The following is a 16936-nucleotide window of genomic DNA, read 5'->3' as shown; positions in this document are numbered from 1 at the left end:
CGGTGACCGACCCGATTCCTTCCCCGGACGAGATCGCCGCCCTCCTGCAGGTCGAGCATCTGCTCGATCAGCGATGGCCCGAGACCAAGCTGGATCCCAGCACGGCGCGTATCGCCGCCCTGCTGGAGCTGCTGGGATCACCGCAGCGGGCCTACCCGTCGATCCATGTCGCCGGAACCAATGGCAAGACGTCGGTGGCGCGCATCATCGACGCGCTGCTGATCGCGCTGCACCGGCGCACCGGGCGCACCACCAGCCCCCATCTGCAGTCCGCGGTCGAACGCATATCGATCGACGGAAAGCCCATCACCCCAGCGCAATACGTGAACACCTACACCGAGGTCGAACCGTTCGTGCAACTGGTGGACCAGCAGTCCGAAGCTGCCGGTGGCCCCAAGATGAGCAAGTTCGAGGTCCTCACCGCGATGGCGTTCGCGGCCTTCGCCGACGCGCCCATCGACGTCGCGGTCGTCGAGGTCGGGATGGGCGGGCGCTGGGATGCCACCAACGTCGTCAACGCCCCGGTCGCGGTGATCACCCCGATCGGCATCGACCACACCGACTACCTGGGGGACACCATCTCCGCGATCGCGGGGGAGAAGGCCGGCATCATCACCCGCCAACCCGAAGACCCGGTGCCTCTGGAAGTGGACACCTCCACCGTTGCCGTCATCGGCAAGCAGGTTCCCGAGGCCATGGAGGTGCTGCTGGAAGAGGCGGTGCGCGCCGATGCGGCCGTGGCCCGTGAGGATTCCGAGTTCGCGGTGCTCAGCAGGCAGGTCGCGATCGGCGGGCAGTTGCTGGAGTTGCAGGGCCTTGGCGGTGTGTATTCGGACATCTTCCTGCCGCTGCACGGCGAGCATCAGGCCCACAACGCAGTGCTCGCGTTGGCGGCGGTCGAGGCGTTCTTCGGTGCGGGTGCGGACCGCCAGCTGGACGTAGATGCGGTTCGGGCCGGCTTCGCGTCGGTGCAGAGCCCCGGCCGTATGGAACGGATGCGTAGCGCACCAACGGTTTTCATCGACGCGGCGCACAATCCCGCCGGTGCCGCGGCATTGGCGCAGACTCTGCAGCAGGAGTTCGACTTCCGCTTTTTGGTCGGGGTGGTGTCGGTGATGGGGGACAAGGACGTCGGAGGCATCCTCAACGCGCTGGAGCCTGTGTTCGACCAGATCGTGGTGACCCACAACGGTTCACCCCGTGCGATGGAGGTCGAAACGCTGGCCTCGCTCGCCGAGGAGCGCTTCGGACAGGATCGGGTGATCACCGCCATGACGCTGCCTGATGCCATCGAAACCGCCACCGCCCTGGTCGAAGAATCCGGGGAAGACGAAGGACTGTCCGGGGCAGGCATGGTGATCACCGGTTCGGTGGTGACCGCCGGCGCGGCCCGGACCCTGTTCGGACGGGACCCGCAGTGAGCGATCAGACCTCTGGTGACCAGACGCCGAACGACAAGCCGGCACCGCCGGACCCGTGGAAGAGCTTCCGCGGGGTGATGGCCGGGACACTGATCCTGGAAGCGATCGTCGTGCTGCTGGCCCTTCCGGTGGTGGCCACCAGCGCTGCCGGCCTGACCTGGACGTCGGGCGGGTTCGTCGTCGGACTGGCCATCGTGTTGATCCTGATGTCGGGGCTGCAGGGCCGGCCCTGGGCCATCTGGGCGAACCTGGGCATCCAATTGGTCGTGATCGCCGGTGCGGTCATCCATGGGGCGATCGGTTTCATCGGCGTCATCTTCGCCGTGGTCTGGCTACTGATCGTGTACCTGCGCCGCGAGGTCAAACGCCGGCAGGATCGTGGCCTGCTGCCGGGGCAGCAAGCGGCAGGCGAATAGCTGGGCGGTAGCCCGCTCACGTCGCAGGCGCTGTGGGGGGACCGCCATCGCGCGGTGCTGTTACCGACCGGTACGCTCTCAGCCGTGACTGAGCAGACCCTTGTGTTGATCAAGCCCGACGGCGTGCAGCGCCACCTGGTCGGGGAGATCCTCGGCCGGATCGAGCGCAAGGGCCTGACCCTGGCGGCGCTCGAACTCAAGAACGTCAGCGAAGAGCTGGCCCGGCAGCACTACGCCGAGCATGACGGCAAGCCGTTCTTCGATTCGCTGCTGGAGTTCATCACCTCCGGACCCGTGGTCGCCGCCATCGTGGAAGGCCCGCGCGCCATCGCGGCGTTCCGGCAGATCGCCGGAGGCACCGACCCGGTGGAGAAGGCTGTGCCCGGCACCATCCGTGGTGACCTGGCGCTTGTCACACAGGACAACCTCGTGCACGGATCCGACTCGCCCGAGTCGGCGGCTCGCGAGATCGCCCTGTGGTTCCCTGGCGAAGCCTCTTCTCGATAAACCTTCTCGCAGTCTGGTCAGTACCGCGTCAGTGATGTGGGATACTGGGTGCGGGTAGCCGGCCTCAACCGAGGCTGAACACCCGAATGAAGACTTCGACGAGCGCGACCACCGCAATCCGGTGCGGCGCGGGCCGTCCAGCCATCATTCAGCCAGGCACCGGGTGGGTTCCGTAGCGAACCGCCCGGAGCGAGACCACAACAAGTCCGGGGAAAGTGCCCGGGCCAATAGCGGAAGCCCTCGCGTGGCCGCGTCGTTTAGACGCGCCCGGGGGCTTGAGGAGAATTCGTGGCCGAAGATGCCCAGAATGACGACCTATCAACCCAGACTCCGCAACAGGAGGGACTGCCCGAGCGGCTGAGAGTCCACTCCCTGGCGCGGGTACTCGGCACCACCAGCAGGCGCGTGCTCGATGCCCTTGCCGAGTTCGACGGGCGTCAGCGCAGTGCGCACTCCACCATCGACAAGGTCGACGCCGAGCGGGTCCGTGAGGCGCTCGCCGTCGGTTCGACCGAAGCGGCGGCCACTGAAGCAGCTGTTGAAGTGGCCACCGAAGCGGCCACCGCGGCGGCCGCCGAGCAGGCAGAGGCAGCGCAGGCAGAACCGGTACAGGTCGAGGCGGTCGCCGTGACCGTCACCGAATCCGTCCGGCCCGATGCCGAGCCCACCGCCGAGCCCACTGCGCAGGCGCAGGCGGAGGCCGACGCCGTCCTGGTCGGCGATGAGCCCGAGTCGCGGTTGATCCTCGAGACGGCGAACATCCCCCCGGCCCGTGAGCCCCACGCCGAACGCGCCGATTACCTGCCGCTGTTCGTCGCGCCCCAGCCCGTCAGCTTCGTGCAAGTGCACGTCGACGAGGATGACGACGACGAAGACGAAGAAGACGGCGACACCGGCGATGCCGACTCCGAGACGGACGACGAGCAGGCGGATCGTCCCGCCGCGCGCCGGCGCCGCCGGGGCCGTCGGGGCCGTGGTCGTGGCCGCGGTGAGCAGGCGGACGACAACGGGTTCGAATCCGGCGCGGCTTCGGGCCCGGATTCCGACACCCCCGACGACCAGAACGAGTCGGACCAGGATTCCGATGAGGACTCCGACGAGTCGGACGAGGGCAACGACGAGGACTCCACAGGCAGCGACGGCAGCACCCGCCGTCGGCGTCGTCGCCGCAGGCGTAAGTCCGGCTCCGGCGACAACGACGACGCGGCTTCTCCCGACGACCCGCCCAACACCGTCGTTCACGAGCGCGCGCCGCGCGCCGAGCGATCGGGCAAGAGCAGCGATGATTCGGAGATCCAGGGGATCAGCGGATCGACCCGTCTGGAGGCCAAGCGTCAGCGCCGCCGCGACGGCCGCGACGCCGGCCGTCGCCGCCCCCCGATCCTGAGCGAGGCGGAGTTCCTGGCCCGCCGCGAGGCCGTCGAACGCACGATGATCGTGCGCGACAAGGTACGCACCGAGCCCCCGCACGAAGGCGCCCGCTACACCCAGATCGCGGTGCTGGAAGACGGCGTGGTCGTGGAGCACTTCGTGACCTCTGCCGCTTCGGCGTCTTTGGTCGGCAACATCTACCTGGGCATCGTGCAGAACGTGCTGCCTTCCATGGAGGCCGCGTTCGTCGACATCGGCCGTGGCCGCAACGGCGTGCTCTACGCAGGCGAGGTGAACTGGGAGGCCGCCGGTCTCGGCGGGTCCAACCGCAAGATCGAGCAGGCCCTCAAGCCGGGCGACTATGTGTTGGTCCAGGTCAGCAAGGATCCGGTGGGGCACAAGGGTGCTCGACTCACCACGCAGGTGTCGCTGGCCGGCCGCTACCTGGTCTACGTCCCCGGCGCGTCGTCGACCGGGATCAGCCGCAAGCTGCCCGACACCGAACGCCAGCGGCTCAAGGAGATTCTCAAAGAGGTCGTACCTGCCGATGCGGGCGTGATCATCCGCACCGCCTCCGAGGGCGTCAAAGAAGAGGACATCCGCTCCGACGTCGAGCGGCTGCAGCAGCGCTGGACCGAGATCGAGGCCAAGTCCGCCGAGGTCACCGCCAAGAAGGCCGGCGCCGCCGTCGCGCTCTACGAAGAGCCCGATGTGCTGGTCAAGGTCATCCGCGACCTGTTCAACGAGGACTTCTCGGGCCTGATCGTCTCCGGCGACGATGCCTGGGAGACGATCAACTCCTACGTCCACACCGTTGCTCCGGACCTGGTGGGGCGGCTCACCAAGTACGAACCCGCCGGTGGCGCCGACGCTCCCGACGTTTTCGCCGTGCACCGCATCGAAGAGCAGCTGGCCAAGGCGATGGATCGCAAGGTGTGGCTGCCCTCGGGCGGAACCCTGGTCATCGACCGCACCGAGGCGATGACCGTCGTCGACGTCAACACCGGCAAGTTCACCGGCGCCGGCGGCAACCTCGAGCAGACCGTGACCCGCAACAACCTGGAAGCCGCCGAGGAGATCGTCCGGCAGCTCCGGTTGCGCGACATCGGCGGCATCGTGGTCATCGACTTCATCGACATGGTGCTCGAATCGAACCGTGATCTGGTGCTGCGCAGGTTGACCGAGGCGCTGGGCCGTGACCGTACCCGCCACCAGGTTTCCGAGGTGACGTCGCTGGGCCTCGTGCAGCTGACCCGGAAGAAGTTGGGAACCGGTCTGGTCGAGGCGTTCTCGACGACGTGCACCCACTGCGCGGGCCGCGGCATCGTGCTGCACGGCGACCCGGTCGACACCGCGTCGTCGAGCGGGGGCGGACGCAAGGCCGATTCGAACGGCGGCAGCGGCAGCGGTCGCCGCAGCAAGCGGGGCAAGAAGGGCAATGCCCGTCCCGAGCCCGAAGAGGTTCAGATTCCCAAGGTGCCGGCACATGCCGCCGCCGAGCATCCGATGTTCAAGGCGATGGCCGCGGCGAACGGTCGCGACCACGAGGATCACGAAGGCGACGAGGACTTCGACGAACACGAGCATTCTGTCGGTCGTGCGCACGAAGCCGAAGACGACGAGCAGGGCGCGCCGGAGCGTGCCGCGGTGTCCGATGAGGCACCCGAAGGCGAGTTCGACGAGCAGGATGTCGAGGAGTCCGAAGACGACACCGAGCCGGAAGACGAATCCGACGAGGATGAGATCGACCTCGACGACGATGATCTCGATGCGGACGACGAAGACGACGACCTGGACGACATCGATGACTCCGATGCCGATGATGACTCCGACGACGATGACTCTGATGACGACGACGAATCGGATGACGATTCGGACGAGGACAGCTACGAGCCTCCGGTGACCGTCGTGGTGACGCCGCCCAGCCGTGGCCGGGTCCGTCGGCGGGCCGCAGCCAGGCCCGCGGGACCGCCCGTCCATGAGTAGAAGATGGGCGGCTTCCGGGCGGTTTGACCCTCTACCCGCTGGTCAAGTACCCTTGACCAGTTGTCTCCAGAGCCTGTAGTTCAGGCCGGTGACGGCGGGGCATCCCGCCACCCAAGACCCGCGCACGCACCGACCGGTAGCGCGCGCCCGCAGAGAGCAGCAGAGCAGAGGACACGATGGCGACATACGCAATCGTCAAGACCGGCGGCAAGCAGTACAAGGTTGCCGTCGGTGACGTGGTGAAGGTTGAGAAGCTCGAATCCGAGCCGGGCGCGTCGGTGTCGCTGCCCGTCGCCCTGGTGGTCGACGGTGCCAAGGTCACCAGCAAGGCCGATGACCTGGCCAAGGTCGCCGTGACCGGCGAGGTGCTGGAGCACACCAAGGGTCCCAAGATCCGCATCCACAAGTTCAAGAACAAGACCGGTTACCACAAGCGCCAGGGGCACCGTCAGCAGCTGACCGTGCTCAAGGTCACTGGCATCAAGTAGCGAGGGAGCGAACTAATGGCACACAAGAAGGGCGCTTCCAGCTCGCGCAACGGTCGTGAGTCCGCAGCACAGCGGCTCGGCGTCAAGCGTTTCGGTGGTCAGGTCGTCAAGGCCGGCGAGATCCTCGTCCGTCAGCGCGGCACGCACTTCCACCCCGGCGTCAACGTCGGCCGTGGCGGCGACGACACGCTGTTCGCGCTGGCCCCCGGCTCGGTGGAGTTCGGTTCCAAGCGTGGCCGCAAGCACGTGAACATTGTTCCCGTGCCGCGCCCGGAGGCCTGAGACTTTCGCTGACGAGCGCTTGCGCGAGGAGCCGAAGTTCAACCGAGCGCTTGCGCGAGGAGCCGAAGTTCAACCGAGCGCTTGCGCGAGGATTCTCCGCGAATGTGAAGCAGCTGCGAGGTCTCGAAGGAACTTTCGCGATAGCTTCACATTCGACGGAGAGGATGTCCGATGCCCCGGTTTGTAGACCGCGTCGTCATCCATGCGAGTGCAGGTAGCGGCGGCCACGGCTGCGCGTCGGTGCACCGCGAGAAATTCAAACCCCTCGGCGGGCCTGACGGCGGCAACGGCGGTCGTGGCGGCAGCATCGTGCTCGTCGTTGATCCGCAGGTTCACACCCTGCTGGACTTCCACTTCCATCCCCATGTCGTCGCACCCTCGGGTAAGCAGGGCGCGGGCAGCAACCGTGACGGCGCCGCAGGCGATGACCTGATCGTGCGCGTGCCGGATGGCACGGTGGTGCTCGACGAGAACGGCCGCATGCTGGCCGACATGGTCGGTGCCGGCACCCGCTTCGAAGCCGCACAAGGTGGTCGCGGCGGTCTCGGTAACGCGGCCCTGGCTTCGCGGGCCCGTAAGGCCCCGGGCTTCGCCCTGCTGGGCGAGAAGGGCCAGTCGCGTGACCTCACGCTGGAACTCAAGACCGTCGCCGATGTGGGCCTGATCGGCTTCCCCTCGGCGGGCAAATCTTCCCTGGTGTCGACCATCTCGGCGGCCAAGCCCAAGATCGCCGACTATCCGTTCACCACTCTGGTGCCCAACCTGGGCGTGGTGTCGGCGGGAGACAACACCTTCACGGTCGCCGACGTCCCCGGTCTGATCCCCGGAGCGTCCGAGGGCCGGGGTCTCGGCCTGGAATTCCTGCGGCACCTTGAGCGCTGCGCGGTGCTGGTGCATGTCGTGGACTGCGCCACCATGGAGCCGGGGCGTGACCCGATCTCCGATATCGAGGCGCTGGAGGCCGAGCTGGCCGCCTACACGCCGACTCTGCAGGGCGATTCCACGCTGGGCGACCTGGCGTCACGGCCGCGTGCGGTGGTGCTCAACAAGATCGACGTTCCCGATGCCCGCGAGTTGGCCGACTTCGTGCGGGAAGAGGTGGCCTCGCAGTTCGGTTGGCCGGTGTACGAGATCTCGACGGTGAGCCGTGATGGCCTGCGCCCCTTGATCTTTGCGTTGTGGGAGATGGTGAAGGCCTACCGCGACGCACAGCCTGCGGTGGTGCCGAGGCGTCCGGTGATCCGGCCGATCGCCGTCGACGAGAGCGGCTTCACCGTGGAGTCGGACGGATACGGTGGATTTTTGGTGCGTGGTACCCGTCCCGAGCGCTGGATCGCCCAGACCAACTTCGACAACGACGAGGCCGTCGGTTATCTCGGTGACCGGTTGGCGCGGTTGGGTGTCGAGGACGCGCTGTGGAAGAAGGGCGCCAAGCCCGGCTGTGCGGTGACCATCGGCGACATGACCTTCGATTGGGAGCCGCAGACTCCCGCCGGTGTGGACATGCCGTTGACCGGGCGAGGCACTGACATCCGGCTCGAGCAGATCGACCGTATCGGGGCCGCCGAACGCAAGGCTGCGCGGAAGGAGCGCCGCCACCCGGGGAGTGAAGACGAGTGACGAGCGTGGAGTCTGCGCACTCGGCACATCGCGACGCGATTCGCACGGCACGCAGGGTCGTCGTCAAGATCGGCACCACTGCGCTCACCACTCCGTCCGGTGTGTTCGACGCCGGCCGGCTCGCCGTGCTGGTGGAGGCCATCGAAGGTCGCATGAAAGCCGGCTCCGATCTGGTGATCGTCTCGTCCGGTGCCATCGCCGCCGGTATCGAACCCCTCGGACTGACCAAGCGCCCAACGGATCTGGCCACCAAGCAGGCGGCGGCCAGCGTCGGACAGGTGGCCCTGGTCAACGCCTGGAGTTCGGCGTTCGCGGTGTACAGCCGCACCGTCGGGCAGGTGCTGTTGACGGCCCAGGACATCGCGATGCGGGTGCAGCACAACAACGCCCAGCGCACGCTGGACCGGTTGCGTGCCCTGCACGCGGTCGCGATCGTCAACGAGAACGACACCGTGGCCACCAACGAGATCAGATTCGGTGACAACGACCGGCTCTCGGCGCTGGTGGCCCAGTTGGTGGGCGCCGACGCCCTGATCCTGCTGTCCGACATCGATGGCCTCTACGACGGTGACCCGCGGAAAGCGCCCTCGGACAACCCGGCCCGCTTCATCCCTGAGGTCGCCGCGCGCGGGGATCTCGACGGCGTGGTGGCCGGCGGAGGTAGCAACTTGGGCACCGGTGGCATGGCCTCGAAGCTGTCCTCTGCGCTTCTGGCCGCCGACGCCGGGGTGCCCGTGCTGTTGGCGGCCGCGGCCGATGCGGCTGCCGCACTCAGCGATGCCTCGGTGGGCACGGTGTTCGCGCCGCGGCCGGAGCGGATGTCAGCGCGGCGGTTCTGGGTGCGCCACGCCGCGGAGTCGCACGGGGCGTTGACGCTCGACGACGGCGCGGTACGTGCGGTCGTCAAGCAACGGCGCTCGCTGCTGCCCGCCGGGATCACTGCAGTCACCGGTCAATTCCACGGTGGGGACGTGGTGGATCTGCGGGCGCTCGACGGGCGGACGGTCGCGCGGGGCGTGGTGGCCTACGAGGCGTCGGAGTTGGCTGCGATCATCGGCCGCTCGACGCCCGACCTGCCGGCAGAGCTGCGCCGCCCCGCGGTGCACGCCGACGATCTGGTCGCCACCTAGCGATTTGAGGAGTTTCAGCCGTCCCGAGCACGGTCATAACTCCACAAATCACCGGGGTGAGGACTCCAGATAGAGTGCGCCCCAGATTATTTCAGTGAGCGTCTCGGCCAGCTCGGCGTCATAGGACGGCGGCTGGGACGGCAGATTCTGGTGACAGGTCCGCTCCACCATCCAGGTCAGAGTGCTCGCGGTGACAGCCGCAGGCAATCGTGACCGGATCGACCCATTGGCGTGGCCGTCCTCGATCACCCGGGTGAGTCGGTCGGAGATTCCGGCGAGCAGCTCGCGATAGGTCTGTCCGACAAGTGGGTCGTAGGCTGACATCTCGTTCAGCGCGATCAACACCGGCTGATGTCGCCGGTAGCTGGCGATGATGCCTGACATGGCGGTGTGGACGTCGGCGGGGTCGCGCCGGGATGCGACGCCCCACCACTGCTGGGCGGCGTCGCTGAGATCGCCGAATACCTGCGTGGCCAGTCGGCGCAGCAGATGGCCCTTGTCCTCGAAATATATGTAGAAACTGGCCCGGGAGATTCCGGCCTCGGTGGCCAGCTTGTCGACGCTGAGTTCGGTGAAGCTGGTGCCATCTGCCATCAACCGGTCAGTGGCGTCGAGCAGTTGCCGTTCGATCCGCTCGCGGCGTTCCGTCCGGTTGGCCTGCGGCTTTCGCGTTACCGATGCCATGAACGCAGCCTATCTGCATTCGTCACACCTTGACTAGACATAGTGTCTAGACCTATCGTCACCGTCATGACTGTGTTGCCCATCACACCGGCCTCGAATCTCGACGCGCGTGCCTACGACCCGATCGACCTGTCGTCGCGGGCGTTCTGGGCCGCCACGGCCGCTGATCGCGAAGCCTCCTTCGCGCAGTTGCGGGCCTCCCGCCCGGTCAGTTGGCACCCACCGGTCGAGGACTCGCTGATGCACGATCCCGCCGATCGTGGGTTCTGGGCGGTCACCCGGCACGCCGACATCGTCACCGTCAGCCGCGACAGTGAGACGTACCTGTCCGGCAGCGGCGTGCTGTTCGAGAACATCCCGGCCGAACTGCTGGAAGCGTCGCAGTCGTTCCTCGCCATGGATGCGCCGCGGCACACGTTGATCCGCAAGCTGGTGCACGCTGCGTTCACACCCCGGCAGGTAGCCCGCATCGAAACCTCGATCAAGGCGAACGCACGGCAGATCGTGGCCGAGCTCAAGGCCGCCGGCGCCGGGGTGGACTTCGTCGACCAATGCGCCAAGGAATTGCCCATCCGCACGCTGTCCGACATGGTCGGCATCCCCGAGTCAGAACGTCAGCAGGTGGCACATGCCGCCGACGCCCTGGTGTCGTGGTCCGACCCGGTGTATCTGGCCGGGCGCAACCCGCTGGAAGTGCTGCTGGAGAATCAGATGTATCTCCATCAGGTGGCGAACAGCCTGGCGGCGCAGCGCCGAGAGCGACCCGGCAATGACCTGATCAGCGCTCTGGTGCTGGCCGAGGTCGACGGGGACCGGCTGACCGACGCCGAGATAGCGGCATTCTTCGTCCTTCTCGCGGTGGCCGGTAACGACACCACACGACAGACGACCAGCCACGCACTCAAGGCACTGACCGACCACCCCGACCAACGTGCCTGGCTCATGGCGGACTTCGACGACCGGATCGGCGGCGCCGTGGAGGAGTTCGTCCGGTGGGCGACTCCGGTGATGACCTTTCGCCGCACCGCCGCAGTCGACGTCGACCTCGGCGGGCGACGGATCGAGGCGGGGGACAAGGTGGTGATGTTCTATGCCTCGGGCAACTGGGACACCCAGGTGTTCAACCGGCCCGACGTTTTCGACCTGAACCGAAAGCCCAACCCACACTTGGGGTTCGGTGGCGGTGGGCGCCACTTCTGCCTGGGCGCGCACCTCGCCCGGACACAGCTGCGGGCGATCTTCGGTGAACTGTTGCACCAACTGCCAGACATCGCCGCGGCCGAACCGGCCTACCTGCAGGGCAATTTCGTGCACGCCGTCCGGTCGATGCCGTGCACGTTCTCCTGAGCCCAGGCCATCTGAGGCGGCGCCGGTCAGGCCCGGGCCTGCACCCGCTCCCGGGATGCGGTGGCTTCGCTGTCTGATTCCCAGCGTTCTTGAGCGGTGGATACCTGGTTGCGCCATGCCCGGTCGCGCTCTGTGGTCATGAGCAATCCGTCGACGCTGACTGCGTTGTCGGGTTCGGCCGCGGTCATCATGGTGGCGTGGGCGTCGTCGGCGTCGGTGTGTGGTGGGATCACCAGCAAGGCGAGCCGGTCGCCGTCGAGGCCGAGAATCTCGACGGTGTTCATCGGTTGAAGCCGGTACCCGTCCAGGCGTACCGTCCGCCCACCGGTGACGAATTTGCGTGGCGTACCGGGCCACGCCTGGGCGTGGTACAGGACCCGCTCGATGCGGCCCAGGCGAACTGAGAGCACCGCCAGCAGATCCGGCAGTTCTGCGGTGAGGTCGTCGGAATGGGGCCACCATGCCCCGTCCACATATCCGGTTTGGGGGGCTTTGGGTTTCAACCGCAGCCGTGGTGTGTGCGCCGGCACGGTGGAGTTCTGGTCGTTCTTGCGTGTCTGCTGTGGCGTCATGGCGACGCTCCCGTCTTGGCCGGATTCGGCCCTATCCTGCAAATCAGCGATGACACGTCGATAGGCCGCGTGTTCGAAGTACCGCCGACAGGTCTGAGCTTACGCCGTCAGACCCGGTGCCTTCTCAGGTTTGCAGTCTCGTGCGCTATCGCAGGGTGTCGGGCTCATCGCATCGTTGTTGGTGTGCCAGCCGGTTGTCCCGGCAGCAATCGGCGAATCGCTTTCTCCGGCGAATTCTGTCGATGGTTCGCCGGCTGTCGGCGGCTCTGCTGGCCGCCGGCTCCCCGGCTGTGAGACTGTGCAACAGTGCCGAAACCAGCATGATCATGGGTGCCACGGCCTCAGGCATGCAGAAGCTGAGATGGATATCGCGTCACGTGCTTTGTGGACATGCATGGTCCGACCTCATCTGTACCGCTGCCTCCAGTAGACGCCGCCCATCCGGCGCTGTCAACGTCCGGTCCGGTCTGACCGGACGGGTAGCCGGCGCGGAACCCCTTTACTCGGCAAGGGTTTTGGGCGTCGCTATGCCGATACCGGGGCAGTTGACGTTGTGGTTGTCGTGAGTTCACCGGCCAGCAGCGCCAACATCTCCGAACATCCCGCCTCGACCTTGACGGTGGCCAGTTCGTCACCGCGGGTCGGGCCGCGATTGATGATTCCCACCGGGATGTTGTGCGCGGCGGCATGCCGGACGAATCGGTAGCCCGAATAGACCGTGAGCGAGGACCCCGCCACCAACAGCGCCTCGGCGTCGTCGACCATCGAATACGCTTGTTCGACACGGGCTTTGGGAACACTCTCGCCGAAGTAGACGATGTCGGGTTTGAGCATGCCTCCACAGACCGGGCAGTCCACGACGGCGAAAGAATCCGTCTCGCGCACCACGGCGTCAGCGTCGGGGGCCACCGCGATGCCGCCGGCCGACCCTGCCCGTTCGGCGAACCCCGGATTGGCCGCTTCCAGTAACACCGCCAGCTCGTCGCGACGCATGGTCGCGCCGCAATCCAGGCAGATCACCTGCGCGTAGGTGCCGTGCAGATCGACCACCGACCGGCTGCCGGCCTTGCTGTGCAGCAGGTCCACGTTCTGGGTTACCAGGCCGCTCACCACCCCCGCGGATTCCAGCGCGGCCAGCGCCCGGTGCCCGGCATTGGGCAAAGTCGCGTCCATGTGGCGCCAGCCGATGTGATTGCGGGCCCAGTACCGCTGTCGGAACACCGGGTCGGAGGTGAACTGCCGGATCGTCATCGGATTGCTGGGCGGGGAATCAGGACCGCGGTAGTCGGGGATCCCAGAATCGGTCGACATCCCGGCACCGGTCAGCACCGCCACGCGGCGGCCCTGCAACAGGGAGACGAGTTCGGGGGCATCCACCCATTCGAGGGTAGATGTGCCGTCAATTCGGACACCACCGAACGTCGAGGCTGTGATCGAACGTGAGGAATCATCGGGTGGGTGACCCCCGATGAACTGGCTGACCGTACACACACGGCTGCTCGCGCCGCGCTCGATGCGGGCCGTGCGCTAGGGCTGGAAGTCGACCGGGCGACGGTGCTGCACGACGCGTTCTCGGTCGTCGTCCACCTGGAACCGGCGTCGGTCGTGGCGCGCGTCCAGGTGGTATTGCCGCCGGCAATGTCGGTGGAGGCCCAGGCAGAGCGGCAGCGGCGCGAACTGGACGCGGCGGACTGGCTGGATGATCACGGCGTCGCAGTGGTGCCGCCATCGGCGTTGGTGCCCCGATCGCCGGTGCGCCGCGACGGGTTCGGAATGACGTTCTGGGAATTGGCCGATGTCGCTGAGGATCACGTGCCGTATGCCCCGGTCCCGATGACCCATTGCGCCGAACTGCACGCGGCCCTCGCCGAGTATCCAGCCGAATTGCCGTTCCTCACGCCGTTCAACCGGTCCCTGGCGGCCATGTTGGACAACCTCGATGGCTGCGCGCTGTTGTCCCCGGCCGATATTGCCCGGGCCCGCGCGGAGTACGCGGTGCTGCGGTCGGTGTTGTCCGACCGTGCGGCGTTCGAGGCCAGGTTTCCCGACGTGGGCGTGCAGACGATTCACGGAGATGGGCCGTCCTACAACGTCATCAGGACCACCGCCGGCTTGCGGTTCTCCGACTTCGAAGAAGTCACGTGTGGCCCGGTCGAGTGGGATCTCGCGCTGGCCGACCCGGCAGCCGTGGCCGAGTATGACGAGGCGGCGCGAACGCACGGGCTCCGGACGACGAATCCCGACGTCCAGCACCTGGTGAACGCCGCGGCGATGCTGAACATGGTCAGCGTCCTGGCCCTGGTTCCGCAGCTGCCGCTGCTCGCCGACGGAATGGGTCCTACGGTCGAATCCTGGCGGGCCACACCGTCATTGGCGTGACTCCAGACACTCGGCGGCGGGCAGAATTTCGGCGCTCATGTTGCGCTCCATCATCTGCAACGCCGCCTTGCCGAGTTCGGCGTCGATGTGGGCGACCGCGTCGGCTGGGACCACCACGTCGAAGTGCCGGACGTAGGCGTCCAACGCGGTGTAGAGGATGCACTGCTCGGTGACCTGGCCGGTCAGCACCAGCCGCTCGGTGCCCAGCCGTCCGAGCAGATAGTCCAGGGCGGTGGCGTAGAACGCGCTGTGGCGCACTTTCGTCAGGAGTAGGCAGCCGTCGCGCGGCACGATCGGGCTGACCAGATCCGGCCGCTCACCGTCGAGCGCGGCGTGGACGATGTCGCTGAACTCGGCAGTGAAATCACCGTAGTTGTCGTTGACATAGATGAGATCGACGTCATCGCGCTGGTGCGCGGAACCGACCAGGTTGGCCAGCGGATCGATGATCTCGGCCACGTTCGGCGCCAGCTTCTCGGCATCCTCGTGCCGGTAGGCGTTGAGCATGTCGATGACCAAGACAGCGGTTCTGCTCATGATCTGTTGATACCCCGTCACCCAAACTTGACGCTTTCCAGGCAACAATAGGGAGCGATGGACTTCTACAGCGCTTACCGCCATGGTTTCGCCCGGGTTGCCGCCTGCACCCATCACACCGCGCTGGCGGACCCGCCGGCCAACGCCGAATCGGTGCTGCGCCTCGCGCACGCCTGCCACGACGACGGGGTCGCGGTCGCGGTCTTTCCCGAGCTGACGCTGTCGGGCTATTCGATCGACGACATTCTTCTGCAGGACACCCTGCTGGAGTCGGTCGAAGAGGCGCTCGTCGAGATCGTCGCGGCCTCGGCCGTGTTGACCCCGGTGCTGGTGGTCGGTGCGCCGCTGCGCCATCGGCACCGGATCTACAACACCGCCGTGGTCATCCATCGCGGCGCGGTGCTCGGCGTCGCACCGAAGTCCTATCTGCCGACCTACCGGGAGTTCTACGAGCGCAGGCAGATGGCGCCCGGCGACGACATGCATGACACGATCCGGGTCGCCGGTGCCGAGGTGCCGTTCGGTCCGGACCTGCTGTTCGTTGCGTCCGATCTGCCCGGGCTGGTGCTACATGTCGAGATCTGCGAGGACATGTTCGTGCCCGTGCCGCCGAGCGCACAGGCCGCGCTTGCCGGTGCGACGGTGCTGGCCAACCTGTCGGGCAGTCCGATCACCGTCGGCCGTGCCGAGGACCGGTGCCTGCTCGCCCGGTCGGCCTCCGCACGCTGCCTGGCTGCGTACGTGTACGCCGCCGCCGGCGAGGGGGAGTCGACGACGGATCTGGCCTGGGACGGCCAGACGATGATCTGGGAGAACGGCCTGCTGCTGGCCCAGAGTGAGCGTTTCCCGCGTGGCGAACGCCGCTCGGTCGCCGACGTGGACCTGGAGCTGCTGCGCGCGGAGCGGTTGCGCATGGGCACGTTCGACGACAACGCCCGCCACCACCGGGCCACTGTCGGGGAATTCCGCCGCGTGGAGTTCCAGCTCGACCCGCCGACCGGCGATATCGGGTTGTTGCGTGAGGTCGAGCGATTCCCGTTCGTGCCGGCGAACCCCGCACGGCTGCAACAGGACTGCTACGAGGCCTACAACATTCAGGTCGCCGGCCTGGAACAGCGGCTGCGTGCCCTGAACTACCCCAAGGTCGTCATCGGGGTGTCCGGCGGGTTGGATTCCACCCACGCCCTCATCGTCGCGGCACGCGCGATGGACCGCGAAAACCGGCCGCGCAGCGACATTCTCGCGTTCACGCTGCCCGGCTTCGCCACCGGCGACCGAACCAAAGGCAATGCGATCCGGTTGAGCCAGGCCCTCGGTGTGACGTTCGAAGAGATCGACATCAAAGAGACCGCAAAACTGATGCTGACCGAGATGGACCATCCGTTCGGCCGCGGGGAGAAGGTCTATGACGTCACGTTCGAGAACGTGCAGGCCGGTCTGCGTACCGATTACCTGTTCCGGCTGGCCAATCAGCGCGGGGGCATCGTGCTCGGCACCGGTGACCTTTCCGAGCTGGCGCTGGGCTGGTCGACCTACGGGGTCGGCGACCAGATGTCGCACTACAACGTCAACGGCGGAGTGCCGAAAACCCTTATCCAGCACCTGATCCGGTGGGTGATCTCCTCGGGCGAGTTCGGGCCCGATGTTAACGAGGTGCTGCAGTCGGTGCTCGACACCGAGATCACCCCCGAGCTGGTCCCGACCGGGGAGGACGAGGAGATCCAGAGCAGCGAGGCCAAGGTCGGACCGTATGTGCTGCAAGACTTCTCGTTGTTCCAGGTGCTGCGGTACGGTTTCCGCCCGTCGAAGGTGGCCTTCCTGGCCTGGCACGCCTGGCACGATCCGGCCCTCGGTGACTGGCCCGCCGGGTTCCCCGACGACAAGCGCCCGGCGTACTCGCTCAAGGAGATCCGGCACTGGTTGCAGGTGTTCGCCCAGCGGTTCTACTCGTTCTCCCAGTTCAAGCGTTCGGCGCTGCCGAATGGTCCCAAGGTGTCGCACGGCGGCGCGTTGTCCCCGCGTGGTGACTGGCGGGCACCGTCGGACATGTCGGCGCGGATCTGGCTTGACGAGATCGAGCGGAACATCCCCGAGCAGTGATTCGGCCCGGCCAAAACGCCGGCCCACCCAATTGACGTCGCAAAAAATTGACAAGCTAACCTTCTGCCTCACGTCGCCACGCTAATGTGCGGCAGG

Annotated in this window: 15 protein-coding genes; 11 read left to right on the top strand and 4 right to left on the bottom strand. The window is 66.8% G+C overall.

The genetic code is table 11. From position 1 onward, the window contains the following. Window positions 1–2 precede the first annotated feature (2 nt). From folC to proB, 8 genes are all read left to right on the top strand, one after another. On the top strand, window positions 3–1421 hold the full coding sequence (folC, locus tag QQ25_RS20835; protein WP_039322240.1) for a bifunctional tetrahydrofolate synthase/dihydrofolate synthase: 1419 nt from the start codon (window positions 3–5) through the stop codon (window positions 1419–1421). A 77-nt stretch (window positions 1422–1498) separates the two neighbouring features. After that, window positions 1499–1837: a DUF4233 domain-containing protein gene (locus QQ25_RS20830; RefSeq protein ID WP_198530845.1), complete on the top strand. Its 339-nt coding sequence runs from the start codon at window positions 1499–1501 to the stop codon at window positions 1835–1837. An 84-nt stretch (window positions 1838–1921) separates the two neighbouring features. Further along, on the top strand, window positions 1922–2344 hold the full coding sequence (gene ndk / locus QQ25_RS20825; protein WP_029109726.1) for a nucleoside-diphosphate kinase: 423 nt from the start codon (window positions 1922–1924) through the stop codon (window positions 2342–2344). A gap of 288 nt (window positions 2345–2632) precedes the next feature. Beyond that, window positions 2633–5701 (top strand): ribonuclease E, encoded by a 3069-nt coding sequence (gene rne / locus QQ25_RS20820; protein ID WP_039380756.1) that lies wholly within the window; start codon window positions 2633–2635, stop codon window positions 5699–5701. Window positions 5702–5877: 176 nt separating this feature from the next. Beyond that, window positions 5878–6189, top strand: coding sequence for a 50S ribosomal protein L21 (rplU, locus tag QQ25_RS20815; RefSeq protein ID WP_039322231.1), 312 nt, complete (start codon window positions 5878–5880; stop codon window positions 6187–6189). A gap of 15 nt (window positions 6190–6204) precedes the next feature. Next, on the top strand, window positions 6205–6471 hold the full coding sequence (gene rpmA / locus QQ25_RS20810) for a 50S ribosomal protein L27 (protein WP_003879727.1): 267 nt from the start codon (window positions 6205–6207) through the stop codon (window positions 6469–6471). Window positions 6472–6642: 171 nt separating this feature from the next. Further along, window positions 6643–8091 (top strand): GTPase ObgE, encoded by a 1449-nt coding sequence (gene obgE / locus QQ25_RS20805; protein WP_039380754.1) that lies wholly within the window; start codon window positions 6643–6645, stop codon window positions 8089–8091. Continuing rightward, window positions 8088–9221: a glutamate 5-kinase gene (gene proB / locus QQ25_RS20800; RefSeq protein ID WP_039322208.1), complete on the top strand. Its 1134-nt coding sequence runs from the start codon at window positions 8088–8090 to the stop codon at window positions 9219–9221. The genes obgE and proB overlap by 4 nt, the downstream gene beginning before the upstream one ends. Before the next feature lie 48 nt (window positions 9222–9269). Here the strand turns inward: proB and QQ25_RS20795 are convergent, their stop codons facing one another. Continuing rightward, window positions 9270–9905, bottom strand: a complete 636-nt coding sequence (locus tag QQ25_RS20795) for a TetR/AcrR family transcriptional regulator (protein WP_039380750.1) — start codon at window positions 9903–9905, stop codon at window positions 9270–9272. 66 nt (window positions 9906–9971) lie between these two features. Here QQ25_RS20795 and QQ25_RS20790 point away from each other — a divergent pair, with 66 nt between their 5' ends. Continuing rightward, window positions 9972–11252 carry a cytochrome P450 gene (locus QQ25_RS20790; protein ID WP_039380748.1) on the top strand — a complete coding sequence of 427 codons (1281 nt, stop codon included), beginning with the start codon at window positions 9972–9974 and terminating at the stop codon, window positions 11250–11252. A 26-nt stretch (window positions 11253–11278) separates the two neighbouring features. Here the strand turns inward: QQ25_RS20790 and QQ25_RS20785 are convergent, their stop codons facing one another. Together QQ25_RS20785 and QQ25_RS20780 are read right to left on the bottom strand one after the other, a co-directional pair. After that, window positions 11279–11824: a DUF5994 family protein gene (locus tag QQ25_RS20785; protein ID WP_039322200.1), complete on the bottom strand. Its 546-nt coding sequence runs from the start codon at window positions 11822–11824 to the stop codon at window positions 11279–11281. A gap of 525 nt (window positions 11825–12349) precedes the next feature. Continuing rightward, window positions 12350–13201, bottom strand: a complete 852-nt coding sequence (locus QQ25_RS20780) for an NAD-dependent protein deacetylase (RefSeq protein ID WP_039380746.1) — start codon at window positions 13199–13201, stop codon at window positions 12350–12352. An 81-nt stretch (window positions 13202–13282) separates the two neighbouring features. Here QQ25_RS20780 and QQ25_RS20775 point away from each other — a divergent pair, with 81 nt between their 5' ends. Then, window positions 13283–14203 (top strand): phosphotransferase, encoded by a 921-nt coding sequence (locus QQ25_RS20775; protein WP_039380744.1) that lies wholly within the window; start codon window positions 13283–13285, stop codon window positions 14201–14203. Here the strand turns inward: QQ25_RS20775 and QQ25_RS20770 are convergent. Beyond that, on the bottom strand, window positions 14192–14740 hold the full coding sequence (locus tag QQ25_RS20770; protein WP_039323111.1) for a cysteine hydrolase family protein: 549 nt from the start codon (window positions 14738–14740) through the stop codon (window positions 14192–14194). The genes QQ25_RS20775 and QQ25_RS20770 overlap by 12 nt on opposite strands. Before the next feature lie 57 nt (window positions 14741–14797). Here QQ25_RS20770 and QQ25_RS20765 point away from each other — a divergent pair, with 57 nt between their 5' ends. Next, on the top strand, window positions 14798–16840 hold the full coding sequence (locus tag QQ25_RS20765) for an NAD(+) synthase (protein WP_039380743.1): 2043 nt from the start codon (window positions 14798–14800) through the stop codon (window positions 16838–16840). Window positions 16841–16936: the final 96 nt, after the last annotated feature.

The organism is Mycolicibacterium setense, from assembly GCF_000805385.1.
GTDB lineage: Bacteria > Actinomycetota > Actinomycetes > Mycobacteriales > Mycobacteriaceae > Mycobacterium > Mycobacterium setense.
This window is presented reverse-complemented; position numbering and strand designations above follow the sequence as displayed.